Origin of the sequence: Pseudarthrobacter sp. CCNWLW217 (genome assembly GCF_037203985.1) — a bacterium.
GTDB lineage: Bacteria > Actinomycetota > Actinomycetes > Actinomycetales > Micrococcaceae > Arthrobacter.
In genome coordinates, this window is sequence record NZ_JBBCBT010000008.1 from 179,043 (window position 1) to 203,551 (window position 24,509).

Here is a 24,509-nt window from a genome sequence, read left to right on the forward strand (position 1 = left end):
GCCCCTACGACTAGAATAAACGGGCGTGTACTACGTGCACGTTTCTAGAATCCACAAAATCAGGATGACCCGGCAGATCCTCGTGATCTGCCGAGACCTGCGCCTGCGTTCCATAACGCGGGCGCGGTGGTTTGCCTGACCGACTAACTATCCACAACGGAGCCCCTACTACATGACCATCACCTCCACCGAGAAGCCCGGTACCCCCGTAGTCGCCATTAACGACATCGGTACCGCTGAGGACTTCCTCGCAGCAGTCGACGCCACCATCAAGTACTTCAACGACGGAGACCTCGTCGAAGGTACCGTCGTCAAAGTCGACCGCGATGAAGTTCTGCTCGACATCGGTTACAAGACCGAAGGTGTCATCCCCTCCCGCGAGCTTTCCATCAAGCACGATGTTGATCCCGGAGACGTCGTCTCCGTTGGCGATCAGGTCGAAGCCCTGGTGCTCACCAAGGAAGACAAAGAAGGCCGCCTGATCCTCTCCAAGAAGCGCGCTCAGTACGAGCGTGCCTGGGGCGACATCGAGAAGGTCAAGGAAGAAGACGGTGTTGTCACCGGTACCGTCATCGAGGTTGTCAAGGGTGGTCTTATCCTCGACATCGGTCTGCGCGGCTTCCTGCCCGCATCCCTCGTCGAGATGCGCCGTGTGCGCGACCTTGCTCCGTACATCGGTCAGCAGATCGAAGCCAAGATCATCGAGCTGGACAAGAACCGCAACAACGTTGTCCTGTCCCGCCGTGCATGGCTCGAGCAGACCCAGTCCGAGGTCCGCTCCACGTTCCTCAACAAGCTGGAAAAGGGCCAGGTCCGTCCCGGCGTCGTTTCCTCCATCGTCAACTTCGGTGCCTTCGTGGACCTGGGCGGCGTAGACGGCCTCGTCCACGTTTCCGAGCTGTCCTGGAAGCACATCGACCACCCGTCCGAGGTTGTCGAAGTTGGCCAGGAAGTCACCGTCGAGGTTCTCGAGGTCGACCTGGACCGCGAGCGTGTTTCCCTGTCGCTCAAGGCTACGCAGGAAGATCCGTGGCAGACCTTCGCCCGCACCCACGCCCTCGGCCAGGTTGTTCCGGGTAAGGTCACCAAGCTCGTTCCGTTCGGTGCGTTCGTTCGCGTCGAAGACGGCATCGAAGGCCTCGTTCACATCTCCGAGCTGGCTGTCCGCCACGTTGAGCTTGCTGAGCAGGTTGTCTCCGTTGGCGACGAGCTGTTCGTCAAGGTTATCGACATCGACCTCGAGCGCCGCCGCATCTCCCTCTCCCTCAAGCAGGCTAACGAGGGCGTTGACGCCGAGAGCACCGAATTCGATCCGGCTCTCTACGGCATGGCCGCTGAGTACGACGAAGAGGGCAACTACAAGTACCCGGAGGGCTTCGACCCGGAGTCCAACGAGTGGCTTGAAGGCTACGAGAACCAGCGCGCCGCCTGGGAGCAGCAGTACGCTGACGCCCAGACCCGCTGGGAAGCACACAAGAAGCAGGTTGCCCAGCACGCTGCCGACGACGCTGCAGCTGCAACGTCCGGTGACAGCGATTCCGGCACCACCAGCTACTCCTCCGAGCCCGCTGCGGCCGAGACCGGTGCAGGTACGCTTGCTTCGGACGAGGCTCTTGCCGCTCTGCGCGAGAAGCTGACCGGCAACTAATTGCCACCGGCCCCTTCCCGGGCCAACACCACGGGCCCCTGCATTGAGCAGGGGCCCGTGGTCTTTAATACCTGTGTGCTCGACGGGAATGCGTAACTTTTGGCGGCGTCAGCCACGGCTTGCCCTGCAGCTGCGGGCTGAGGGCATCGGCTGGACGGCAAAAGTGACGCAATCCGGTCGGGGTTACCGCTAAAGTACGACGGCGGCCCTCACCGCGCCGCCGTCGTCGTAAGCCAGCTGGGCGCCCGCCCTGCTGAGGAGGCGCTGGGCGCCAATGTTGTCTGCCGTGGTGTGGGCAATAACTTGCCCCAGCCCGGCACGGCGTGCTTCCGCCAGCACCAGGTCGAGTGCGGCGGCGCCCACCCCGTGCCCGCGGAATCCGCGGCCCAGCCAGATGCCGGTCTCGGCCACACCTTCTGCAGCCCGTTTAAGCCTTATCGCGCCTGCGGGGCTGCCGTCGCACAGCACAGCCCAGCTCTTTTCCCTGGCCGGTCCGTCCAGGCCGGCGTAGGCAGCACGGTGATAGGCACGGAACCAGTCGATCCGTTCGGTGGTCCACCCGGTCGCGTTGCCCAGGGGCGGAGTGACTTCATCAGCCGTGGCGTCGCAGGTGGCCAGTGCAAGGAGCTGCTCCAGCATGGGTTCGTCGACTTCGGCCAGTCGGACCTCAGGGGAGCGCGACATCGATCCACTCCGTTCCTGTGGGTGTGAGCCCGGCCTTCCCGGCGGTGAGTGACAGGACACGTTCGGCGGCTGCGGCGATTTCGGCTGGTTCGTCGGCGATGGCCAGGCGAAGCACGGTGTCCCGCTCGCCGTAACTGGTTTCCGCCATCACATATCCCGCCGCCCGCAGGTCATTCTCCAGCCGGCCGGCGGCGGCGTGCGGAACGGACGATTCGCAGATCCGCAGCCGTCGGCGCCTGACCAGCGGAGCCACGTCCAAAGCAGAGGACACGGACTCTGAGTAGGCACGTACCAGTCCGCCTGCCCCTAGGAGGATGCCGCCAAAATAACGCACGACGACGGCGCTGACGTCGCTGAGGTCCGTTGCGCCCGGTGCGCTTTCCCTTTTGATGAGTGCTTCCAGCATGGGGATGCCGGCTGTGCCGGACGGTTCGCCGTCGTCATTGGACCGCTGGATCCCGCGATCCGGTCCGAGGACGAAGGCAGAGCAGTGGTGGCGGGCATCGTGGAATTCGCGCCGCAGCCCGTTCACCAGGTCGCGTGCCGCTTCCTCGGTGTCTGCGCGGCGGAGCACCGTGATGAACCTGGACCGTTTGACCTCAAGCTCGTGCCGGAACTCTTCTCCCGCGGCAAGGGTGGTGTAGGACGTTGCCCGGCTGTCTTGCTCTTGCACCATCCGAGTCTAGGCCCCACCACCCCTTCACCCCGTGACGCCCGGCCAGGGAACCCCGGCGGCGTGGGCCCAATAGTAGGCTGGTGGGGTGCTGAAGATCGGTTTGACGGGCGGCATCGCCTCGGGGAAGTCAGTGGTGGCCTCTCGCCTGGCTGAGCTTGGTGCCGTGCTCGTGGATGCCGACGCCTTGGCCAGGGACGTCGTCGAACCGGGAACACCGGGCCTGGCACGGGTGGTGGAGGCGTTTGGGCAGGACATGCTCGATGGTGCCGGCCGGCTGGACCGGGCCCGGCTTGGGGCCGTGGTGTTCGGGAACGACGCGCAGCGGGCCGTACTGAACGGCATTGTCCATCCACTGGTCCGCGAAGCTGCCGCCGGCATCCTTGCGACAGCCCCGGACGGAGCGGTGGTGGTCCAGGACATACCGCTGCTCGTCGAGACCGGCCAGGGCAGCGACTTCCATTTAGTCGTTGTGGTGGACGCGCCAGACGATGTCCGCGTCCGGCGGATGCAGGAAAACCGGGGGATGACCGCCGAGGAGGCACGTTCCCGGATGGCAGCGCAGGCTTCCCGGGATGAGCGGCTGGCCGCGGCCGACGTCGTCTTGGACAACTCCGGCACGGTCGACGCGCTGTTGGCACAGGTGGACGGGCTCTGGCAAGGGCGGCTCGCGCCGTTTGCCCGGAACATCATGACGGCGACGCCGGCCGAACGCCCGGGCGGGCCGGTACTGCACGGTCCGCGCTCAGAGTGGCCCCGGGACGCCGAGCGGGTGATGGCCAGGATCCGCTCGGCACTCCGGAAACATGCCGGAGCAGACGGTATCGCACCAGTGGGATTGGACCATATCGGCTCCACGTCGGTCCCCGGCCTGGACGCCAAGGACGTGCTCGACCTCCAGCTCACTGTCCCGGCCCTGGTCGTGGCGGCGCAACTGGAACCGGTCCTGGCGGCCGCCGGTTATCCCCGTGTGCCGGCCATCAGCACCGACGTGCCCAAACCAATGCACCCGGACCCCTCCGCGTGGGCAAAGCGGTTCCACGCCAGCGCCGACCCAGGCCACGCCGTCAACCTGCATGTCAGGGTTGCAGGCTCTCCCGGGTGGCGCTTCGCCCTGTGTTTCCGCGACTGGCTCCGGGCCGTCCCGGATGCGGCGGCCGACTACCTGGCCCTCAAGCGCCGCCTGTCCGAGGTGCACGCCAGCGACCCAACCACCGCCGCCTACGCTGCCGCCAAAGAGGCTTGGTTCGCCGCGGCGGAAGGCCCGATGGAGCGGTGGGCCGCGGCCACCGGGTGGGCGCCGCCGTCGTACCCTGTTCGCCGGTAACTGATCCGGCTGCCTCTGTCGGTCCCCGGTTGTAGATTAGATGCATGAGCCTTGCCCAGGAGATCAACCGCGTCGTCGCTCCCTTCGAAGTCATCAGCGAGTTCCAGCCGGCCGGCGACCAGCCGGCAGCCATCGCGGAACTGACGGAGCGGATCAAGAACGGCGAAAAGGATGTTGTCCTGCTGGGCGCCACCGGTACCGGCAAGAGCGCCACTACGGCCTGGCTTATCGAACAGATCCAGCGGCCCACCCTGGTGATGGTGCAAAACAAGACCTTGGCCGCCCAGCTCGCCAACGAATTCCGCGAACTGTTGCCCAACAACGCTGTGGAGTACTTCGTTTCCTATTACGACTACTACCAGCCTGAGGCGTACGTAGCGCAGACGGACACCTTCATTGAGAAGGATTCGTCCATCAATGAGGAGGTGGAGCGGCTCAGGCACTCCGCCACCAACGCCCTGCTGACCCGCCGGGATGTGATCGTGGTCGCCACGGTGTCCTGCATCTACGGCCTGGGCACTCCGGAGGAGTACATCGCGGGCATGGTCACGCTCCGCAAGGGTGCGCAGATGAACCGCGACGACCTCCTCCGGAAGTTCGTCTCCATGCAGTATGCCCGCAACGACATGGACTTCCACCGTGGCACCTTCCGGGTCCGCGGCGACACCGTGGAAATCATCCCGATGTACGAGGAACTGGCCATTCGGATCGAGTTCTTCGGCGACGAGATCGAAAACATCCATACGCTTCACCCGCTGACCGGCGAGATGATCCGGGACGAAGAGGAGATGTACGTCTTCCCGGCCTCGCATTATGTGGCCGGTCCCGAGCGGATGGCACGGGCCATCAAGCGGATCGAGGACGAACTCGCCGAGCGGCTGGAGGTCTTGGAAAGCCAGAACAAGCTGGTGGAAGCCCAGCGGCTCAGGATGCGCACCACCTACGACCTCGAAATGATGCAGCAGATGGGCTTCTGCAACGGCATCGAGAACTACTCGTCGCATATTGACGGCCGAGCCCGCGGCACCGCCCCGCACTGCCTCATCGACTACTTCCCGGACGACTTCCTGCTGGTGATCGACGAATCCCACGTCACCGTGCCACAGATCGGTGCCATGTACGAAGGCGACATGTCCCGGAAGCGGAACCTTGTGGACTTCGGCTTCCGGCTGCCATCGGCCATGGACAACCGTCCGCTCAAGTGGGATGAGTTCCTCGAACGTGTGGGCCAGACCGTCTATCTGTCTGCGACGCCCGGCAAGTACGAGCTCGGCAAGGCTGACGGCTTTGTGCAGCAGATCATCCGGCCCACCGGGCTGATCGACCCCGAGGTAGTGGTCAAGCCCACCAAGGGCCAGATTGACGACCTCCTGGGCGAGATCAAGACGCGGACAGCGAAGAATGAACGCGTCCTGGTCACCACGCTGACCAAGCGGATGGCGGAGGACCTTACCGACTACCTGCTGGGCCACGGCATCAAGGTCGAATACCTGCACTCCGATGTAGACACCCTGCGGCGGGTTGAACTGCTCAGGGAACTCCGGATGGGCGTCTTCGACGTCCTGGTAGGCATCAACCTGCTCCGCGAAGGCCTGGACCTGCCAGAGGTCTCGCTGGTGAGCATCCTGGACGCGGACAAGGAAGGTTTCCTGCGGTCCTCCACCTCGCTTATCCAGACCATTGGGCGTGCGGCCCGCAACGTGTCCGGCCAGGTTCATATGTACGCAGACCGCATCACCGACTCCATGGCCCACGCCATCGACGAGACCAACCGGCGCCGCGCCATCCAGGTGGCCTACAACACGGAAAAGGGCATTGATCCGCAGCCCCTGCGGAAGAAGATCGCCGACATCACCGACCAACTGGCCAAGGAGGACGCCGATACCCAGGAGCTGCTCAACAACAACAGGCTGGCCAAGGGTGCCAAACGCGGGAAGTCCGCCGCGAAGGGCGCAGCCCAGGTCCGTGCAGATGGCCTTGCCGCGGCTCCGGCAGAGGACCTCGTGGGTTTGATCGAGCAACTGACCGAACAAATGCACGGTGCCGCCGCCGAACTTCAGTTCGAGGTAGCCGCCAGGATCCGCGACGAAGTCAGCGAACTCAAGAAGGAGCTCCGCCAGATGCAGGCTGCCGGCCACGCCTGACGCGGCTGCCCGGTGCCACACCGCCAGCCAGGTCATGTTCGAATCTGGAGTGCCCCCTGCTGTACAGTTAACGTCACGTAGGGGAGTATCCCGAGCGCTACGATCGTCAACACGCCAGGCATGGTTGCCTGGCCGGGCGTAGCGGGCCACCACATCAGCACTAAGTGCGCAGGATGGCCGGAGAGACTTACACCGCTTCTCTGTACCCTGCGAAAGGCTACCCTGTGCTCGAATTGCCCGTGTGGTTCGAGGTTGGCTCTCTAGTCGCCCTCGGCCTGATTCTCCTCATCGACCTCCTGCTGGTTATCCGGCGGCCCCATGAACCTTCCATGAAGGAAGCCGGCCTGTGGGTGGCGTTCTACGTCACGCTTGCCCTGGTGTTCGCCGGCGCCATGTTCGCCTTTACCGGAGCCGAGTTCGGCGGCCAGTTCGTGGCCGGCTGGGTCACCGAATACAGCCTGAGCATCGACAACCTGTTTGTCTTCATCATCATCATGGCCCGTTTCTCCGTACCCCGGAAATACCAACAGGAAGTCCTGATGGTGGGCATCATCATCGCGCTGATCCTGCGCGGGATCTTCATCCTCCTCGGCGCCATTGTGATCGAGCAGTTCAGCTGGGTGTTCTACATCTTCGGCGCGTTCCTGCTCTGGACTGCGTGGAAGCAGGCCCAGGATGAGGGTGAGGACGAAGAGGACAAGGAAAACCCGCTCATCGCCCGGATCCGCAAGGTCATCCCGATGTCGGAGAAGTTCGACGGCGGAAAGCTTCGCACCACGGTTAACGGCAAGAAGGTCTTTACCCCGATGCTGATCGTGTTCATCACCATCGGCCTGACTGACCTCCTCTTCGCTGTTGACTCCATCCCCGCAATCTTCGGCCTCACGCAGAGCCCGTTCATCGTGTTCACGGCCAACCTGTTCGCCCTGATGGGCCTGCGCCAGCTGTACTTCCTGCTGGGTGGCCTGATGAACCGCCTCATCTACCTGAAGCACGCACTGTCCTTCATCCTGGCGTTCATCGGCGTGAAGCTGGTCCTGCACGCCATGCACGTGAACGAACTGCCGTTCATCAACGGTGGCCACCACATCGAATGGGCGCCTGAGATCCCCACGTTCGTCTCCCTGGCCGTCATCGTGGGCACCATCATTGTTGCCGTGGTTGCCAGCCTCATCAGTTCCAAGGCAAAGACAGCCCACTTGGACCCGCGCCTCGAGGAAGACGCCAAGAAGAGCCTCAGGGACGCCGACCTCACCGACGCCGAATAACGCTCCGCTTCACCACCCTCCAGTCCAGTAATCCCGGCCGCAGCGCGGCCGGGATTACTGGCTTAAAACTGGCACTGTAGGACCGGGCCGCCGAGGACTATGCTCGGACCATGGCTGGCACTGTGATGACCGAAAGTGGAGTGCGCCAGGTGCAGAGGCGCACCGTGACGCTGCTGAGCGTGGCCCAGGTTTTCGCCGGCATCGGCACGGGGGCCACCGTTTCCATCGGCTCCATCCTTGCCGTGGAACTCTCAGGCTCCACGGCCTGGGCAGGCTCCGTTGCCACCGTCATGACGCTCGGCGCAGCGCTGGCCGCGCTGCCGCTTGCCTCCCTCGCAGACCGTCGGGGCCGCCGGATCGGCCAGGTCACGGGGCTGTCCGCGGCACTGCTGGGCACGGTCCTGATGGTGCTTGCCGTGGTGTCCGGGCAATTCATCCTTCTCGTCCTGGGGGCCGCGGGCATTGGCGTGGGCACCGCAGCCAGCCTCCAGGCGCGCTTCGCCGCCGTCGACCTCGCTGATGCCGAGCACCGTGGCAGGGCGCTGTCCGCCGTAGTGTGGGCAGTCACCGTCGGAGCTGTCGCCGGGCCGAACCTGGTCCAGCCGGGTGCGGTGGTGGGCCAGGCACTCGGGCTGCCTCCCATTGCGGGTCCTTTCGTCATTTCTGCAGCGGGCCTCCTTGTGGCGACGGTGATGCTGTTTGCCGGCCTGAGGCCTGACCCCCTCCTCCTGGCCCGGGAGCTCGTCGCTCAGCAGGGGGCCGGCCAGCCGCCGGTGACTCTCCAGGCTCCGCCTGCACAGGCCCGGAGCGGCGGTTCACTCGTCCGCGGCATGCGTGCAATCCGCCAGTCGAGGGCAGCGTGGCTGGCACTGGCCGCCGTCGTCGGTGCCCATGCGGTCATGGTGGGGGTGATGTCCATGACGCCGCTGCACTTGCAGGAACTCGTCGCAGGGCCTGGCCATGCCGGGCACGCCGCCACGGGCGATGTGCTGGTAATCATCGGGTTCACGATCTCCCTGCACATCGCGGGGATGTTTGCCCTATCGCCAGTGATGGGTTGGCTGACAGACAAGGCCGGCAGGACAGAGACGATCATGATCGGCTTCGCCACACTGATCGCGGCTGTCGCGGTGGCCGGGTTCGGCCAAGCGTCCACGGCGGCAGTTGCCGTGGGGCTCGTGCTGCTGGGTGTGGGCTGGTCTGCGTCCACCATTTCCGGTTCCACTCTCCTCGCCGAAAGCGTCGGCCAGGAGTCCCGCGTGATGGTCCAAGGCGTGTCCGACATGCTGATGGGAGCCGCCGGGGCGGTTGGCGGGGCAACGTCTGGCCTGGTCCTTAGCGGGGCGGGCTACTTGGGGTTGAACCTGGTGGGCGCCGTAGTAGGGGCGGCGGTCCTGGCGGCTGCCTCCGTGACACTCCTGGCGCAGCGACGCAAGTCAGTGCCGGGCTGAACGCACCATACCGAGCAAACGGCCGAAGATGGCCTCGCCGTCGTCCGCAATGCCGTCATGATGGAAGTCGGCTGTCTCCCAGACCTGCAGGCCGCGGACGGCGGCCGCCGTTTCCAAGGAAAGGCTGCGATCCACGTAGATGTCGTCACGGTAGACCGCGGCGGCAACCGGGACGCTGTTGGCGGCCAACTGCGTGCAATCGTACAGCGGCTTCCAGTCCGATTTGGCAGCCAGCAGTTGGGCGACCTGCCGTAGCGGCTGCAACGCCGGATCCTGCTCGAAGTACCACGGGTAGACCATTTCCCCCGTCAGCAGCAGGGGCTGGGCATCAGGACCGAACTCAGGGAACTCCTCGAGCACGCGCCAAGCCGCCCAGTCGCTGGCCCGCCCCTGGCCGTAGATGGATTCGTGCATCAGTGCATAGAGGGGGTTGGCCAGGCGGGACACAATACCCTGCACCTGCTCAAGGAACGTATCGGAGAGCCTGGCCCCGTTCGGTGACCCGGTGAACGCATCCTCCAGCAGGTAGTGCAGGCCATCCACCCTGGTGTTGCCGCCCAGGAAGGCGCCCACCATCTGGAACCGTTCTACGGTGAGGCGGCTGCCGTCGGGCAGGATTTCCTTGTTCTTGCGAAGGTGGGCGGCAATTCTTTCCACCGTCCTGCGGTCCTCCGGGTACCAGCTGAAATATTCGGTGTTGCGCTCGGCGACGCGACGGAAGGTGGCCCTGTAGACGTCGTCCGCGTGGCCGGACAGCGGGGCCAGCCCACCAGTGATCAGCGCTTCCTTGAGCCCCTCGGGCGCGAACGACAGATAGGTGAGGGCGCAGAATCCGCCGTAGCTTTGGCCATAAATGCTCCAGGGGCCAGAGCCGAGGGCAGCACGGATGAGCTCCGCGTCGGCCACGATCGAATCCGCCCTGAAGTGCTCAAGATAGCCCGCCTGCTCCTCAGCCGTTCCGTGCAACGGCAGCGTGTTCCGGTCAAGGGGGGTGGAGAGCCCGGTTCCGCGCTGGTCCAGCATCAGGATCCGGAAATCCCTGGCCGCCGCCTTGTTCCAGCCGCCCAGTGACGCGAGCCGGTTGCCCCGGCCACCTGGGCCGCCCTGGAGGAACAGCAGCCAGGGCAGTTCTTCCGCTTCAGCCTCGGTGTGGGCTGTCGAGACGTACTCACGGGCAAACACCGTGATGGTCTCCGGGGAAGTCCCACCCGTGGCGGGCGCCGGCTCCCCGGTACCTGTCCCCGTCCCGAAATGATCCAGCGGGACAGTGAAGTAGTGCTCGGCGGTGCGCATGCCACGGAATTCATGGCGCGCCCGTACCGTGTGCCGGACCGGCGTTTTGGTCCTCGCGGCCGTGGCGGCCCGCTCAGCCATGGATGGCCGCTGCTGTGCTGCTGCCGAAGTGTTCCAGGGCGTCACCAGTCAGCCGGAACGTGGACCAGCCGTCCATAGGACGCGCCCCGAGGCCCCGATAGAAGTTGATGGAGGGCTCGTTCCAGTCCAGGACGCTCCACTCCACCCTGGCGTAGCCGTTTTCGACGGCGGTGGCGGCCAGGTGCTGCAGGAGCGCCTTGCCGTGCCCCTCACCACGGGCGTGCGGGCTGACATAGAGGTCTTCAAGGTAAATGCCGTGCACACCTTCCCACGTGGAGTAGTTAAGGAACCACAGCGCAAACCCCTGGACCTCGCCCGCCGCGCTGTCGGCCATGGTGGCAAACACCCGGGGATTGTCCCCGAAAAGGGCCTCGGCCAGCTTTTCCGGGGTGTTGCGGACGGCGTCCGGTTCCTTCTCGTAGATGGCCAGTTCGTGGATCATCTGCAGGATCGCGGGGACGTCGTGCCGGGTTGCCGGGCGGATTACACTCATGGTCCGAGTTTACTAGGGCCCTAGAGCCGGTTGACGTCTGTCACTCGGACCATTGCCGTGCCGGTTTCGTCGGACGCGGCCAGGTCCACCTCCGCAGAAATTCCCCAGTCGTGGTTACGTGCCGGGTCATCAAAGATCTGCCGGACCTTCCACAGCCCCGGTTCCTCGGTGATGATCAGCAGGCCCGGGCCGCGGGCATCAGGCCCGGTACCGATGTCGTTGTGCTCGTCGAAGTAGTCGTCCAGGACGTCCTCCCAACGCTCGGCATCCCAGCCCGCACCGCCGTCGAGCTCGCCCAGCGCTGCGGCGTCCTCATCGGCGAACAGTTCCACCCTGCGGAACATTTCGTTGCGCACCATCACCCGGAAGGCCCGGATGTTGGATGTCAGCGACGGCGGCGGGGGAGGCGGTGCATCGTGCGGTGTGGGCGCTGCCCCGGACGTCAGTTCCTCCCATTCGTCCAGCAGGCTCGAATCGACTTGCCGGACCAGTTCGCCGAGCCAGGCGATGAGATCTTCGAGGTCCTCGCGGAGGAGATCCTGCGGTACGGTCTGGCGCAACGCCTTGAAGCAGTCGGCGAGGTAGCGAAGGACAATGCCTTCGGAGCGCGCCAGCCCGTAGAACTGGACAAATTCGCCGAAGTTCATGGCACGCTCGTACATGTCCCGGACCACGGACTTCGGTGCCAGCTCAAAGTCGCCCACCCACGGCGCAGCCTTGCGATAGACCTCGAAGGCTTCACCCAGGAGCTCCGCGAGCGGCTGCGGATACGTGACCTCCTCCAGCATGGCCATGCGCTGGTCGTACTCAATGCCGTCGGCCTTCATGGCGGCGATGGCTTCGCCGCGTGCCTTCTTCTGCTGGGCGGACAGGATCTGCCGGGGCTTCTCCAGCGTCGCCTCAATCACGGACACTACGTCCAGGGCGTACGACGGCGACTCCGGATCCAGCAGTTCCAGTGCAGCGAGGGCGAACGGCGAGAGCGGTTGGTTCAGCGCAAAGTTGGCCTGAAGGTGGACGGTGAGCCTGACGGTCCTGCCGTCAGCGCCCTGCTCCGCCACCGGAATGCGTTCCACTACCTCCGCGGCAAGCAGTTCCCGGTAGATCCCCAGGGCTCTTTTCATGAGCTGGAGCTGTGATGACCGGGATTCGTGGTTCTCGGTCAGGAGCCGCCGGGCGGCCTGGAACGGGTCGCCCGGACGCTCCATCAGGTTCATCAGCATCGCGTGGGTCACGCTAAAGCTTGAGTTCAAGGGATCGGGGACGGACTCGACCAGGCGCTTGAACGTAGGCTCACCCCACGACACAAAACCTTCCGGCGGCTTTTTCTTGACCACCTGGCGGAGTTTCTTCTGGTCATCGCCGAACTTGGCCGTGGCCTTGGCCATTGCCTTCACGTTTTCCGTCACGTGCTCCGGCGCCTGAACCACTACCGTCCCGGCGGTGTCATAACCTGCGCGTCCTGCCCGGCCGGCAATCTGGTGGAACTCACGTGAGTTGAGCAGCCGGGTGCGTACGCCGTCGTACTTGCTCAAAGCCGTGAGCAGCACGGTGCGGATGGGCACGTTGATACCCACGCCCAGCGTGTCGGTTCCGCAGATCACCTTTAGCAGACCTGCCTGGGCAAGCTGTTCAACGAGCCTCCGGTACTTCGGCAGCATGCCCGCATGGTGGACGCCGATGCCGTGCCTGACGAGCCTGTTGAGGGTCTTGCCAAAGCCTGCGGCAAAACGGAAGTTGGCGATCAGCTCCGCGATCTTGTCCTTCTCCTCGCGGGTGCACACGTTGATGCTCATCAGGGTCTGGGCGCGGTCGATCGCCTCGATCTGGCTGAAGTGCACCACATACACAGGAACCTGCCTGGTGGACAGCAGTTCCTCAAGGGTCTCGTGGACCGGCGTCTGATGGTAGTAGTAGTGCAGCGGGATGGGACGCTCGGCGGAACTGACGGTGGTGGTGGGCCTGCCGGTGAGTTCGGTGATGCCGTCCTCGAACCGGCTGACGTCGCCCAGCGTCGCGGACATCAGGAGGAACTGGGCCTGGGGAAGCTCCAGCAGCGGCACCTGCCACGCCCAGCCGCGCTGGGGATCCGAGTAGAAATGGAACTCGTCCATGATCACGGCGCCAAGGTCCGCACCTGCCCCTTCGCGGAGGGCGATGTTCGCCAGGATCTCGGCCGTGCAGCAGATGATGGGTGCGTCCTGGTTCACGCCCGAATCACCGGTGATCATGCCAACATTCTCGGCGCCGAAAATGTCGCACAGGGCAAAGAACTTCTCCGAGACAAGTGCCTTGATTGGCGCTGTGTAGTAGCTGCGCTGCCCCCGCGCCATTGCCTGGAAATGCGCTGCGATGGCGACGAGCGATTTTCCGGAACCAGTGGGCGTGGCGAGGATGACGTTGGCGCCCGTGGCGAGTTCCATGATGGCCTCGTCCTGGGCAGCGTACAGGGCAAGCCCGCGGCTTTCGGTCCATTCCAGGAATTGTGTGTACAACGCGTCCGGGTCAATGCCTGCACCCGTGGGGTTTGAGGCGGGCAGGACGGGCAGCTGGTCAACGAGTTTCATTGCTTTCCAGCTTAGTGCCCGGGAGCCGCCGCAGATCCTGGCGAGGGCGGGCCAGGCTCGCGGTACCGGTGCGAACAACAGACCATGGAGACATTCGAGGATACGGACATGGTGGGCCTACCATCCACGGAACAAGGGACAGCGTTCCCGTTCCGAAGAATCTTCGCGGTAGCCCGGAAAAACGCCTAGGCCTGGAATTCCATTCCCTGTAGATTGCTTACGGCACGCGTCACGCCGCGTGACAACAGAACGAATGTGATGTGGCTTACAATGACGGAGCGGCTGTTGGGGGAGGGGCATCCTGTTCCCGATTGGCCTCCAGACGACTTGTGGAGGTGCAGTGCTTATCGGCTTGATGATCCGGCTGCTCGCCGCCCACAAGGTCGCTGTCGCAGCCATCGTCTTCCTGCAGTTGGTCCAAACCCTTGGCAACCTGCTGCTGCCCACCGTCAATGCCGCCATCATCGACGACGGCATCGTCCCTGGCGACACCAATGTCATTCTCAGGCTCGGCGCAGTCATGGCCGCCATTGCGGTTGTTCAGGCGGCGGCAGCCCTGGCGGCCGGGTATCTTGGGGCCGTAGTGGCAATGCAGCTCGGTGCGCAGTTGCGCCAGGAGGTTTTCGGGAAAATCCAATCGCTCTCATCCCAGGAAGTCGCGTCCTTCGGCGCTCAGAGCCTGGTGACCCGGACCACCAACGACACCCTGCAGATCCAATCGTTCGCCGTGCTCGTCTTCACCATGCTGGTAGCGGCACCGGTCATGGGCGCGGGCGGGATCGTCCTGGCACTGCAGCAGGATGTGGCGCTTTCCTCGGTCGTCATTGTGGTGGTGCCGGTGCTGATGGCCATCATGTACGTCATCGTGCGCCGCTTGGTTCCGCTGTACCGTGATGGACAGGAGCTCCTGGACCGGACCGGCGAAGTGCTGCGGGAACAGATCATCGGCGCGAACATCATCAGGGCCTTCGTCCGGCAGGACCACGAGACCCAGCGCTTTGCGCAGGCGAACGGCAGGCTGACACGGAACAACCTCCAGTCTGCCCTGCTCGTGGCAGGCATGCTGCCGCTGATCATGATCGTCGTGAACCTTTCCTCGGTCGCCGTTATCTGGTTTGGCGGACACCGGGTCCAGGCCGGTGACATGAAGCTCGGCGCCCTGACAGCTTTCATCGCGTATATTCTGCAGATTTTGCTGGCCATCATGATGGCCATGTATGTCCTGATGACCGGGCCCCGGGCTGCCGTGTGTGCCGAGCGGCTGCGGGCCGTTCTTGACACCTCCCCTTCGGTCGCGGACCGTCGCCCGGAAGTCCCCACAGGCACCGACCGGCCAGCGTTCGACGGCGGTGATCTCGCCTTCCGCGACGTCTCGTTCTCCTACCCCGGCGCCGAGGCCCCGGTACTGGAAGCGGTCTCCTTCACGGCCCGGAAGGGCAGCATCACCGCAATTGTGGGTTCGACGGGCAGCGGGAAATCTACCCTGATCAACCTGCTGCCTCGTTTTCTTGACGCCACGTCCGGCCACATCACCCTCGCGGGACGGGACATCCGGTCCATGCCACTGGATGTCCTCCGCCAGAACATCGCCTTGGCGCCGCAGCGGTCCCACCTTTTTACCGGGACCATCGCCGACAACCTGAGGGTCGCGGCCCCGGACGCGGCAGATGCCGAGCTCTGGGACGCGCTGGAGACTGCCCAGGCGGCGGAATTCGTGCGGGAACTTCCACTGCAGCTCCAGGCTCCGGTGGGCCAGGGGGGAACAACGCTCTCCGGCGGCCAGCGCCAGCGTTTGTGCGTTGCCAGGGCGGTGCTTCGCCGCGCGCCCCTCTATCTCTTTGATGACAGCTTCTCAGCGTTGGATTTTGATACTGAAGCCCGGTTGCGCGACCGCCTTGAAACGGCGCTGGGACACGCCGTCGTGATTATCGTGGCCGAACGGATTTCCACTGTCGCGGGTGCGGGCCAAGTACTGGTGCTCGACGACGGCCGCCTGGTGGCCCGGGGTACGCACGGTGAGCTGCTGGAAACTTCCCCAACGTACCGTGAGATCGCAGGGTCCCAGTTGGCGTTGGGGGACATGCCATGACCGCGCCGCTGCCGGGTGGGGAGGCGGGGCTGCGTTTCTGGCCCACTGCCCGCAGGCTGCTCGGACTGCTGAACCCCTTCCGGTGGGCCATGGCCGGCGCCATTGCCGCGACCTGCCTTTTTGCCGGGCTGAATGTTGCCGCCCCTAAGTACCTGGGCGACGCCACGGACATCGTGGTGGAGGGAGTGATGGCCGGCACCCTAGACTCGCGTGCACTGGGCAGCGTGCTCGGGGCAGTCTCACTGATGTACGTCGGCGCCTCGCTATTTAACTGGATCCAGGGCTCACTTACGGCCAGCTCCGTCCAGGGCGTGATGTACCGCCTGCGGGCCGCGGTGGAGGACAAGCTGAACCGGTTGCCGTCAACCTACTTCCAGGAAAAGTCGCGGGGCGACGTCCTCAGCCGGGCCACGAATGACATCGACAACATCGCCCAGGCCCTTAGCCAGGCCCTCACCCAATTGATCATGTCGGTCCTGATGCTGTGCGGCGCACTGGCGATGATGCTCTGGATCTCGCCGCTCCTCGCCTGCATAGCCCTGCTGTCCGTTCCGCTCTCCACGGTGATTACCGTGCTGGTGGCGCGCCGGTCCCAATCGCATTTCTCCCGGCAATGGACCGAGACAGGCGAACTGAACGCGCACGTCGAGGAATTCATCACGGGGCATGAGGTCATCAAGGCTTTTGGCTACCAGGAACAGGCAGCTGCTGTGTTTGCTGCCAGCAACGACCGCCTGGCCAGGGCTGCGACCAAGGCCCAATACTCGTCGGGCCTGGTCCAGCCGCTGATGATCCTGGTGGCCAACCTCAATTACATCGCAGTTGCCGTCGTGGGAGCGCTGCAGGTCACTGCCGGAGCAATGACCATCGGCGGAATCCAGGCTTTCATCCAATTCAGCAGGCTCTTTACGCAGCCCGTGGGCCAGATCGGCGGCCTGCTGAGCGTCATCCAGTCCTGCATGGCATCCGCAGGGCGGGTTTTCGACCTCCTCGACGCCGTGGAGCTGCCTTCGGAACGCCGGGCGAAACAGTCAACAACAGAACCGGCCGGCCGCATCGTCTTCGATAACGTTACGTTCGGCTATCGCGAGCGGGTCCACGCCGTGCGCGGCCTGTCCTTCGCGGTAGAACCAGGCCAGACGGTGGCGATCGTAGGCCACACCGGCGCCGGAAAGACCACAGTGGTCAACCTCCTGATGCGGTTCTACGAATTAGGGTCAGGGCGCATCACCATAGGCGGAACCGATATCGCGGCCATGCCCCGGGATCTTCTGCGCTCAGCCTTTGGCGTGGTCCTTCAGGATGCCTGGCTTTTCGCCGGCACCATCCGGGAAAACATCGCATATGGGCGCCTCGGAGCCACGGAGCACCAGGTCGTTGCCGCCGCGGAGGCCACGCACGTGGACCACTTCGTCCGGTCCTTGCCCGCTGGCTACGACACCATGCTTCACAACGGAGGGGACCCGCTGAGCCAGGGCCAGCGCCAGCTGGTTACGATTGCCCGCGCCCAATTGGCGGGCAGGAGCGTGCTGATCCTCGACGAAGCCACCAGTTCCGTGGATTCCCGGACCGAAGTGCTGATCCGGCAGGCCATGCAGAGGCTCCGGCGCGGGAAAACCAGTTTTGTCATCGCGCACCGTTTGTCCACAGTCCGGGACGCTGATCTAATTCTGGTCATGGACCACGGACGCATCGCGGAGCAAGGCACGCATCACAGCCTGCTGGCCGCCAACAGCTATTACGCCCGGCTTTACGCTGCCCAGTTCGCTGGCCACCCCAATGGACGCAAGAACGGTGACGCCAAGGAAGAGGCCGCAAGCCTCCCTCCCTTGGAGAGTCGGCCGCTGGAGGCTGACGCCATGGGCGCCGGTGCATTGGAGGCGGGCATTTGACCGCGGCGTCGCCCTTTCCCGGGGAATGGAAGCCGAACCAGGGCAGCACGGTGGCGCTCTTCGAACAGCTCCGACTGCAAGTGATCAAGCTGGCGGACAGCGGAGCGTTGCCGCCGGGCACCAGGCTTCCGGCGGTGCGGAGCCTCGCAAGTCAGCTCGACGTCGCCCCTCATACCGTCGCCCGCGCCTACAAGGAACTCGAGGCGGCTGGAGTGGTTGCCACCAGGGGGAGGAACGGTACGGTTGTCTGCGCGCGGGACGAACGCTGGGGAACCCTCTCCGCCGCGGCGGCTACGTACGCGTCCGCTGCCCGGGCACAGGGGGCATCGTTCGCAGAAGCCGTACAGCTCCTCGCGGCCGCTTACGATGCTGAGTAGCACGCTGCATGGATATTCGAAGAAGTTTTCGATTAGCATTAGTGGGTGCCTAAAGCCGTAGCTGAAGAAACAGCAGTCGAGTCCGTGCCCGCCACCATTGAAAAGTCCATCGTCAAGCCTGTACGTCCGGACCTCTCCCGCCTGGTGGTGAAGGGTGCGCGCGAACACAACCTGCGCAACGTGGACCTGGACCTTCCCCGCGATGCCATGATCGTCTTCACCGGCTTGTCGGGCTCCGGGAAATCCTCCCTTGCCTTTGACACCATCTTCGCCGAGGGGCAACGGCGTTACGTCGAATCGCTGTCAGCCTACGCCCGGCAGTTCCTGGGGCAAGTGGACAAACCCGACGTCGACTTCATCGAAGGACTCTCGCCCGCAGTCTCCATCGACCAGAAATCGACCAGTAAGAACCCGCGGTCCACCGTGGGGACCATCACCGAAATCTACGATTACATGCGCCTGCTGTGGGCCAGGGTGGGCCGGCCGCACTGCCCGGTGTGTGGCGAGCCCGTAGCCAAGCAGACGCCGCAGCAGATCGTGGACCAGTTGCTGGAGCTCGAGGAGGGAACTCGCTTCCAGGTCCTCGCCCCGGTTGTTCGCGGACGCAAGGGCGAATTCGTGGAACTGTTCAAGGAACTCACAGCGAAGGGTTACTCGCGGGCGCGTGTGGACGGTGAACTGGTCCAGCTCAGTGACGCCCCGAAGCTGGGCAAGCAGTTCAAGCACACCATCGAGGTAGTGGTGGACCGGCTGGTGGTCAAGGAAGGCATCAGCCAGCGCCTGACAGATTCCATCGAGACAGCCCTCGGCCTCGCCGAAGGACGCGTACTGGCAGAATTCGTGGACCTGGACGCCGATGACCCCGGCCGGCTGCGCGCGTTCTCCGAGAACCTGGCATGCCCCAACGAGCACCCGCTTGCCATTGACGAGATCGAACCCCGTTCCTTCTCCTTCAACAATCCCTTTGGCGCCTGCGCCGCCTGTAGCGGCATCGGCACCCGGCTCGAAGTGGACGAGGAACTGATTGTCCCCAACCCGGAGCTTTCCCTCTCCGAGGGTGCCATCGCCCCATGGTCCCTGGGCACGGCTACCACTGAGTACTGGAACCGGCTGTTGGAAGGCCTGGCGAAGGAACTGGGATTCTCCATGAAGACACCGTGGGAGAAGCTGGGCAACGACGTCCGCCAGACGGTCCTGCACGGCAAGGACCACAAAGTGGTGGTCCAGTACAAAAACCGGTTTGGCCGGGAGCGAAAATACAGCACCGGTTTCGAAGGCGCCATCCAGTACGTCCACCGCAAGCATGGCGAAACGGACTCCGATTGGGCCCGCGACCGCTACGAAGAATACATGCGGCAGATTCCGTGCCCCGCCTGCAACGGGGCGCGGCTGAACCCCGCCTCCCTCTCGGTCCTCATCAACGGCAAGTCCATCGCCGACGTCGCCGCCCTGCCGATGCGCGACTGTGCGGACTTCCTGAACAACCTGGTGCTGACCGGCCGCGAAGCACAAATCGCACATCAGGTGCTCAAGGAAATCCAGGCCCGGTTGACCTTCCTGCTGGACGTGGGGCTGGAATACCTGAACTTGGAGCGCCCGTCCGCAACTCTGTCCGGCGGCGAAGCGCAGCGAATCCGGCTGGCCACGCAGATTGGATCGGGGCTCGTGGGCGTGCTCTACGTCCTCGACGAGCCATCCATCGGGCTGCACCAGCGGGACAACCGCCGGTTGATCGATACCCTCACCCGGCTGCGGGACATGGGCAACACCCTCATCGTGGTTGAGCATGATGAGGACACCATCCACGTGGCGGACTGGATCGTGGACATCGGACCCGGCGCCGGCGAGCACGGCGGCCAGGTGGTGCACTCCGGGTCCTACCAGGACCTGCTCAAGAACACGGAATCGCTGACGGGCGACTACCTGTCCGGCCGAAAGCAGATCGAGGTGCCCAAAAAGCGCCGCAAGTACGACAAGAAGCGTGAGCTCAAGGTTGTGGGCGCCCGGGAAAACAACCTGGTCAACGTGGATGCCGCCTTCCCGCTGGGCCTGTTCACGGCCGTGACCGGCGTTAGCGGCTCAGGCAAGTCCACACTCGTCAACGAAATCCTCTACAAGGTGTTGGCCAACAAGCTCAACGGAGCCAAGCAGGTGGCCGGCCGGCACAAGCTGGTCCAGGGCCTGGAGCACCTTGACAAGGTGGTGCATGTGGACCAGAGCCCCATCGGCCGCACCCCGCGGTCCAACCCGGCCACCTACACCGGCGTCTTCGACAACATCCGCAAGCTGTTCGCGGAGACCACCGAGGCGAAGGTCCGCGGCTACCTTCCGGGCCGGTTCTCCTTCAACGTCAAGGGCGGACGCTGCGAAGCCTGCTCGGGCGACGGCACGCTCAAAATCGAAATGAACTTCCTCCCGGACGTTTATGTGCCCTGCGAGGTCTGCCATGGTGCCCGGTATAACCGGGAAACCCTGGAAGTCCACTACAAGGGCAAGACCATCGCCGATGTCCTGAACATGCCCATCGAGGAAGGGGCGGAGTTCTTTGCCGCCTTCTCGCCCATCGCACGGCACCTGAACACGCTGGTGGACGTCGGCCTGGGCTACGTACGCCTGGGACAGCCTGCCACAACGCTCTCCGGTGGCGAGGCCCAGCGGGTCAAGCTGGCGGCGGAACTGCAGAAGCGGTCCAACGGCCGCAGCGTCTACGTCCTTGACGAGCCCACCACGGGCCTGCACTTCGAGGACATCCGCAAGCTCCTGATGGTTCTGCAGGGCCTCGTAGACAAGGGCAATACCGTCATCACCATCGAGCACAACCTGGACGTCATCAAGAGCGCCGACTGGATTGTGGACCTTGGCCCGAACGGCGGCTCGGGCGGCGGCCAGATCGTGGCCACCGGAACCCCGGAACAGGTAGCCAAATCGACGGAGAGCCACACGGCAGCGTTCCTCGCTGAAATTCTGGGCTAACGGCGTCGGCGCCGGCCGAAGCATTCCCGAAATATTCCCTGACGGGTATGCGAGTTTCAGGCTGGACAGGTGTCGTGAGAAACTAAGCCGGTGACTCAAACAACAGTGCCCGTGATCTTCGACCTGGACGGCACTCTTGTCGATCCGGCCGGTGGGATAACAGACGGAATCGCTTCGGCCCTCCGGGAGCTGGGGCTCCCGGTCCCCGGCCAGGAGCTCCTGGACGCGATGATCGGTCCCAAACTGAGCGACTCGCTCCTGACCGTGGCGCAGGTTCCGGCGGACAAGCTCGATGACGTCATCCGCCTCTACCGGCAGTACTACCTGGCGCAGGGCATTGCCCAGGGCCGGCTCTACCCGGGAATCCTGGATGTGCTGGACAGCTTCGCAGCCGCAGGCCGTCCGGTGGCTGTGGCCACCCAGAAGCCTGAGGGCCTGGCCCGAATTGTCCTTCAGCACCACGGTATTGCCGGCAAGTTCAGCTTCATCAGGGGTTCAGCCGATGACGAGTCCGCGGCCGCCGCGGGTCCGGTGGGCAAGGCAGGGATTATTGCCGCGGCGCTGGGCGACCTCACCACCCAGCACGCCGTCATGGTGGGTGACCGGGCCCAGGACGTGGCAGGTGCTATCGCCAACGGCCTTGACTGCATCGGCGTGAGCTGGGGATTCGCTCCCAACGGCGAGCTGGAGAACGCAGGCGCAGTCGCCGTCGTGGACACCGCCCCGGACCTGGTGGCGGCCATCGAACGGCTGGAAGCCATCCACACCGCAGCTATGAGTGAGGTGCACAACGATGGCACTGTTTGAGGCGGTCCGCTGGACCTTTCGCGGGCTCGTCGCGGGTACCTGCCGGCCCACCGTCGTCGGCCTTGAAAACGTCCCCAAAGAGGGGCCCTTCATTGTGGCGCCGAACCACCTCTCGTTTTTTGACAGCGTCATCGTCCAGGCACTGATGCCGCGGCCTGTGGCCTTCTTCGCCAAAGCCGAGTACTTCACCACGGGTGGCGTCAAGGGAAAGGTCATGAAATCTTTCTTCGAGTCCGTGGGGTCCATCCCCGTGGAGCGCGGCGAGCAGGCAGCAAGCGTCCAGGCGCTCAAAACCCTTATGGACATCCTGGAGGACGGAAAGGGCATCGGCATCTACCCGGAAGGCACACGGTCCCGGGACGGAATCCTCTACCGCGGGCGCACCGGCGTGGGCTGGCTTGCGCTGGCAACCGGAGCCCCCGTAGTCCCCGTCGGCCTGATTGGCACGGAGAACCTGCAGCCGGCGGGTGAAAAGGGTTTCAAGCCGCATCACTTCACCATGAAGGTGGGTGAGCCGCTCTATTTCGACAAGACCGGCCCCGACCACTCCCTTCCCGCCCGCCGCCAGGTGACTGACCGCATCATGGATGCGATTGCCGAACTCAGCGGGCAGGAACGCTCCACCAGTTACAACCAGAGCAAAGCAACGGATTAGGAGCCGCGTGCTTCAGGTGGCACAAGCCGCCGCGCCGCCTCAGTAGACTGGATAGGTGGCAAATCCAGCAAGTTACCGGCCCCAAACGGGAGAAATTCCCACCAACCCGGGGGTCTACAGGTTCCGTGACCCCCACGGCAGGGTCATCTACGTCGGCAAAGCCAAAAGCCTCCGGTCACGGCTGAATTCCTACTTCGCGAACCCGGCCGGCCTGCTGCCCAAGACCTATGCCATGGTGCACGCGGCGTCCAGCGTGGAGTGGACCGTAGTGGGCAGCGAACTGGAGTCCCTGCAGCTCGAGTACACCTGGATCAAGGAGTTCAAGCCCCGGTTCAACGTGGTCTTCCGGGACGACAAGACCTACCCGTACCTGGCCCTCACCATGAGCGAAAAGCTGCCCAGGGTCCAGGTCATGCGGGGTGACAGGCGAAAAGGCACCCGCTACTTCGGCCCTTACACTGCCGGTGCCATCAGGGAAACCATGGACACCCTCCTGCGTGTGTTCCCGGTGCGCAGTTGCTCAGCCGGTGTCCTTAAGAGGGCCCAGGCAAGTGGCCGGCCGTGCCTGCTTGGTTACATCGACAAATGCTCGGCGCCCTGCGTGGGCCGCATCTCCCCGGAGGACCACCGGGACCTGGCTGAGGACTTTTGCGCGTTTATGGGCGGCGAGGCCAAGCGCTTTATCTCCCGGCTCGAAAAGGAAATGGCTGCCGCCGTGGCGGAGCTCGACTATGAGCGGGCCGCACGGCTGCGTGATGACATCGCCGCACTGCGCAAAGTCTTCGAGCGGAATGCAGTGGTCCTGGCGGAGGACACGGATGCCGACGTCTTCGCACTTCACGAGGACGAGCTCGAGGCCGCCGTGCAAGTGTTCCACGTCCGGGGCGGCCGCGTCCGCGGCCAGCGGGGCTGGGTGGTCGAAAAGGTCGAGGATTCAACTCTTCCGGATCTTGTTGAGCACTTGCTGCAGCAGGTCTACGGCGAGGACGGCGACAGCCACGGCCGGCTCCCGAGGGAAGTGCTGGTCCCTGTTGTCCCCAGCAACCACACCGAGCTGACGCAATGGCTCGGCGGGCTGCGGGGCGCCAAAGTCGACATCCGGGTACCCCAGCGCGGCGACAAGGCTGCCTTGATGTCCACGGTCCGCGAGAACGCCGAGCATGCCCTCAAACTGCACAAAACCCGGCGTGCCGGTGACCTCACGGTCCGCTCCCAGGCGCTCCAGGAGCTTCAGGAAGCACTGGACTTGCCCGTGGCGCTCCTACGCATCGAATGCTATGACGTCTCGCACGTCCAAGGCACCAATGTGGTGGCTTCCATGGTGGTGGTTGAGGACGGGCTGCCCAAAAAGTCCGATTACCGAAAGTTTTCCGTTACCGGCGACGCAGCCGCCGACGACACCGCCGCCATGCACGACGTCCTGACAAGGCGTTTCAGGCACTACCTCACGGACAAAACGGCACAGCTGGAAGCTTCTGCCCTTTCCGGGCACCAAGCTGCGCTCAATGCCGCCGGAGACGCGGCGGTACTGGACACCACTACCTCTGCTCCGAAGGCAAAGTTCGCCTATCCGCCCAACCTGGTGGTGGTCGACGGCGGCAAGCCCCAGGTCAACGCCGCCGCCCGCGCCCTCGCCGACCTCGGCATCGACGACGTCTACGTCGTGGGCCTGGCTAAACGCCTTGAGGAAGTCTGGCTGCCGGACAGCGATTTCCCGGTGATCCTCCCCAGGACATCGGCGGGGCTGTATCTGCTGCAGCGAATCCGCGATGAGGCCCACCGCTTCGCCATCACCTTCCACCGCCAGAAGCGCGGGAAGGCCATGACGGTCTCCGCACTTGATGGCGTGCCGGGGCTGGGTGAGTCCAAGCGCAAAGCATTGCTGGACCATTTCGGTTCGGTCAAGGGGGTCAAGGCGGCCTCTGCGGAAGAGCTTTCGGAGGCAAAGGGCATCGGCCCGGCGCTGGCTGCTGCCATTGTTGCCCACTTCGGCTCCGACGCCGAGACTGCCGACCTGGTCCCGGCAGTGAACATGGCCACCGGCGAAATCCTTGAAACTTAGCTAGGGTAAAGGTCGGGGATTCCGC

General features: G+C 64.3%; 17 protein-coding genes. 12 read left to right on the top strand and 5 right to left on the bottom strand.

Annotation, left to right across the window (positions count from 1 at the left end; translation table 11 throughout):
* The first annotated feature begins 172 nt into the window (after positions 1-172).
* Positions 173-1,648, top strand: coding sequence for a 30S ribosomal protein S1 (gene rpsA / locus V9L18_RS11435; protein ID WP_305940977.1), 1,476 nt, complete (start codon positions 173-175; stop codon positions 1,646-1,648).
* Between the two features lie 189 nt (positions 1,649-1,837).
* Here rpsA and V9L18_RS11440 read toward each other — a convergent pair whose 3' ends face one another.
* Both V9L18_RS11440 and V9L18_RS11445 read right to left on the bottom strand, forming a co-directional pair.
* On the bottom strand, positions 1,838-2,332 hold the full coding sequence (locus V9L18_RS11440; RefSeq protein ID WP_337347288.1) for a GNAT family N-acetyltransferase: 495 nt from the start codon (positions 2,330-2,332) through the stop codon (positions 1,838-1,840).
* A complete protein-coding gene (locus tag V9L18_RS11445) occupies positions 2,316-3,008 on the bottom strand; it encodes an IMPACT family protein (protein WP_337347289.1) in 693 nt (230 codons plus the stop codon). The genes V9L18_RS11440 and V9L18_RS11445 overlap by 17 nt, the downstream gene beginning before the upstream one ends.
* An 85-nt stretch (positions 3,009-3,093) precedes the next feature.
* On the opposite strand from V9L18_RS11445, the gene coaE reads away from it, so the two are divergent.
* From coaE to V9L18_RS11465, 4 genes are all read left to right on the top strand, one after another.
* Positions 3,094-4,332: a dephospho-CoA kinase gene (coaE, locus tag V9L18_RS11450; RefSeq protein ID WP_337347290.1), complete on the top strand. Its 1,239-nt coding sequence runs from the start codon at positions 3,094-3,096 to the stop codon at positions 4,330-4,332.
* A gap of 44 nt (positions 4,333-4,376) precedes the next feature.
* Positions 4,377-6,476 (top strand): excinuclease ABC subunit UvrB, encoded by a 2,100-nt coding sequence (gene uvrB, locus V9L18_RS11455; RefSeq protein WP_337347291.1) that lies wholly within the window; start codon positions 4,377-4,379, stop codon positions 6,474-6,476.
* 224 nt (positions 6,477-6,700) lie between these two features.
* Entirely contained in the window at positions 6,701-7,744 is a 1,044-nt protein-coding gene (locus V9L18_RS11460) for a TerC family protein (protein ID WP_337347292.1), read from the top strand.
* 110 nt (positions 7,745-7,854) lie between these two features.
* Entirely contained in the window at positions 7,855-9,195 is a 1,341-nt protein-coding gene (locus V9L18_RS11465) for an MFS transporter (protein WP_337347293.1), read from the top strand.
* Here the strand turns inward: V9L18_RS11465 and V9L18_RS11470 are convergent.
* Genes V9L18_RS11470 through V9L18_RS11480 form a run of 3 tightly spaced genes read right to left on the bottom strand, consistent with a single transcriptional unit; the run spans position 9,181 to position 13,629 of the window.
* Complete coding sequence (locus tag V9L18_RS11470) at positions 9,181-10,569, bottom strand: alpha/beta fold hydrolase (protein WP_337347294.1); 1,389 nt, start codon at positions 10,567-10,569, stop codon at positions 9,181-9,183. The genes V9L18_RS11465 and V9L18_RS11470 overlap by 15 nt on opposite strands.
* The gene (locus V9L18_RS11475) at positions 10,562-11,062 is read right to left on the bottom strand and encodes a GNAT family N-acetyltransferase (RefSeq protein WP_337347295.1); all 501 of its coding nucleotides are present in this window, start codon (positions 11,060-11,062) and stop codon (positions 10,562-10,564) included. Before V9L18_RS11475 ends, V9L18_RS11470 begins: the two co-directional genes overlap by 8 nt.
* A 20-nt stretch (positions 11,063-11,082) precedes the next feature.
* Positions 11,083-13,629: a DEAD/DEAH box helicase gene (locus V9L18_RS11480; RefSeq protein WP_337347296.1), complete on the bottom strand. Its 2,547-nt coding sequence runs from the start codon at positions 13,627-13,629 to the stop codon at positions 11,083-11,085.
* Positions 13,630-13,969: 340 nt separating this feature from the next.
* Here V9L18_RS11480 and V9L18_RS11485 point away from each other — a divergent pair, with 340 nt between their 5' ends.
* From V9L18_RS11485 to uvrC, 7 genes are all read left to right on the top strand, one after another.
* Positions 13,970-15,718 (top strand): ABC transporter ATP-binding protein, encoded by a 1,749-nt coding sequence (locus V9L18_RS11485; RefSeq protein ID WP_443197947.1) that lies wholly within the window; start codon positions 13,970-13,972, stop codon positions 15,716-15,718.
* The gene (locus tag V9L18_RS11490) at positions 15,715-17,610 is read left to right on the top strand and encodes an ABC transporter ATP-binding protein (protein ID WP_337347297.1); all 1,896 of its coding nucleotides are present in this window, start codon (positions 15,715-15,717) and stop codon (positions 17,608-17,610) included. The genes V9L18_RS11485 and V9L18_RS11490 overlap by 4 nt, the downstream gene beginning before the upstream one ends.
* A complete protein-coding gene (locus V9L18_RS11495; protein ID WP_337347298.1) occupies positions 17,607-17,987 on the top strand; it encodes a GntR family transcriptional regulator in 381 nt (126 codons plus the stop codon). The genes V9L18_RS11490 and V9L18_RS11495 overlap by 4 nt, the downstream gene beginning before the upstream one ends.
* Positions 17,988-18,032: 45 nt before the next feature.
* The gene (uvrA, locus tag V9L18_RS11500; RefSeq protein WP_337347299.1) at positions 18,033-20,960 is read left to right on the top strand and encodes an excinuclease ABC subunit UvrA; all 2,928 of its coding nucleotides are present in this window, start codon (positions 18,033-18,035) and stop codon (positions 20,958-20,960) included.
* A gap of 90 nt (positions 20,961-21,050) precedes the next feature.
* A complete protein-coding gene (locus tag V9L18_RS11505) occupies positions 21,051-21,767 on the top strand; it encodes an HAD hydrolase-like protein (protein ID WP_337347300.1) in 717 nt (238 codons plus the stop codon).
* The gene (locus tag V9L18_RS11510) at positions 21,754-22,422 is read left to right on the top strand and encodes a lysophospholipid acyltransferase family protein (protein WP_337347301.1); all 669 of its coding nucleotides are present in this window, start codon (positions 21,754-21,756) and stop codon (positions 22,420-22,422) included. The genes V9L18_RS11505 and V9L18_RS11510 overlap by 14 nt, the downstream gene beginning before the upstream one ends.
* Positions 22,423-22,477: 55 nt before the next feature.
* Positions 22,478-24,484, top strand: a complete 2,007-nt coding sequence (gene uvrC, locus V9L18_RS11515; protein WP_337347302.1) for an excinuclease ABC subunit UvrC — start codon at positions 22,478-22,480, stop codon at positions 24,482-24,484.
* Positions 24,485-24,509: the final 25 nt, after the last annotated feature.

Bases quoted from the DNA above. Each gene is read 5' to 3' on its own strand.
- rpsA (WP_305940977.1), top strand. From the start codon at position 173: ATGACCATCACCTCCACCGAGAAGCCCGGTACCCCCGTAGTCGCCATT.
- V9L18_RS11440 (WP_337347288.1), bottom strand. From the start codon at position 2,332: ATGTCGCGCTCCCCTGAGGTCCGACTGGCCGAAGTCGACGAACCCATG.
- V9L18_RS11445 (WP_337347289.1), bottom strand. From the start codon at position 3,008: ATGGTGCAAGAGCAAGACAGCCGGGCAACGTCCTACACCACCCTTGCC.
- uvrB (WP_337347291.1), top strand. From the start codon at position 4,377: ATGAGCCTTGCCCAGGAGATCAACCGCGTCGTCGCTCCCTTCGAAGTC.
- V9L18_RS11465 (WP_337347293.1), top strand. From the start codon at position 7,855: ATGGCTGGCACTGTGATGACCGAAAGTGGAGTGCGCCAGGTGCAGAGG.
- V9L18_RS11470 (WP_337347294.1), bottom strand. From the start codon at position 10,569: ATGGCTGAGCGGGCCGCCACGGCCGCGAGGACCAAAACGCCGGTCCGG.
- V9L18_RS11475 (WP_337347295.1), bottom strand. From the start codon at position 11,062: ATGAGTGTAATCCGCCCGGCAACCCGGCACGACGTCCCCGCGATCCTG.
- V9L18_RS11480 (WP_337347296.1), bottom strand. From the start codon at position 13,629: ATGAAACTCGTTGACCAGCTGCCCGTCCTGCCCGCCTCAAACCCCACG.
- V9L18_RS11490 (WP_337347297.1), top strand. From the start codon at position 15,715: ATGACCGCGCCGCTGCCGGGTGGGGAGGCGGGGCTGCGTTTCTGGCCC.
- V9L18_RS11510 (WP_337347301.1), top strand. From the start codon at position 21,754: ATGGCACTGTTTGAGGCGGTCCGCTGGACCTTTCGCGGGCTCGTCGCG.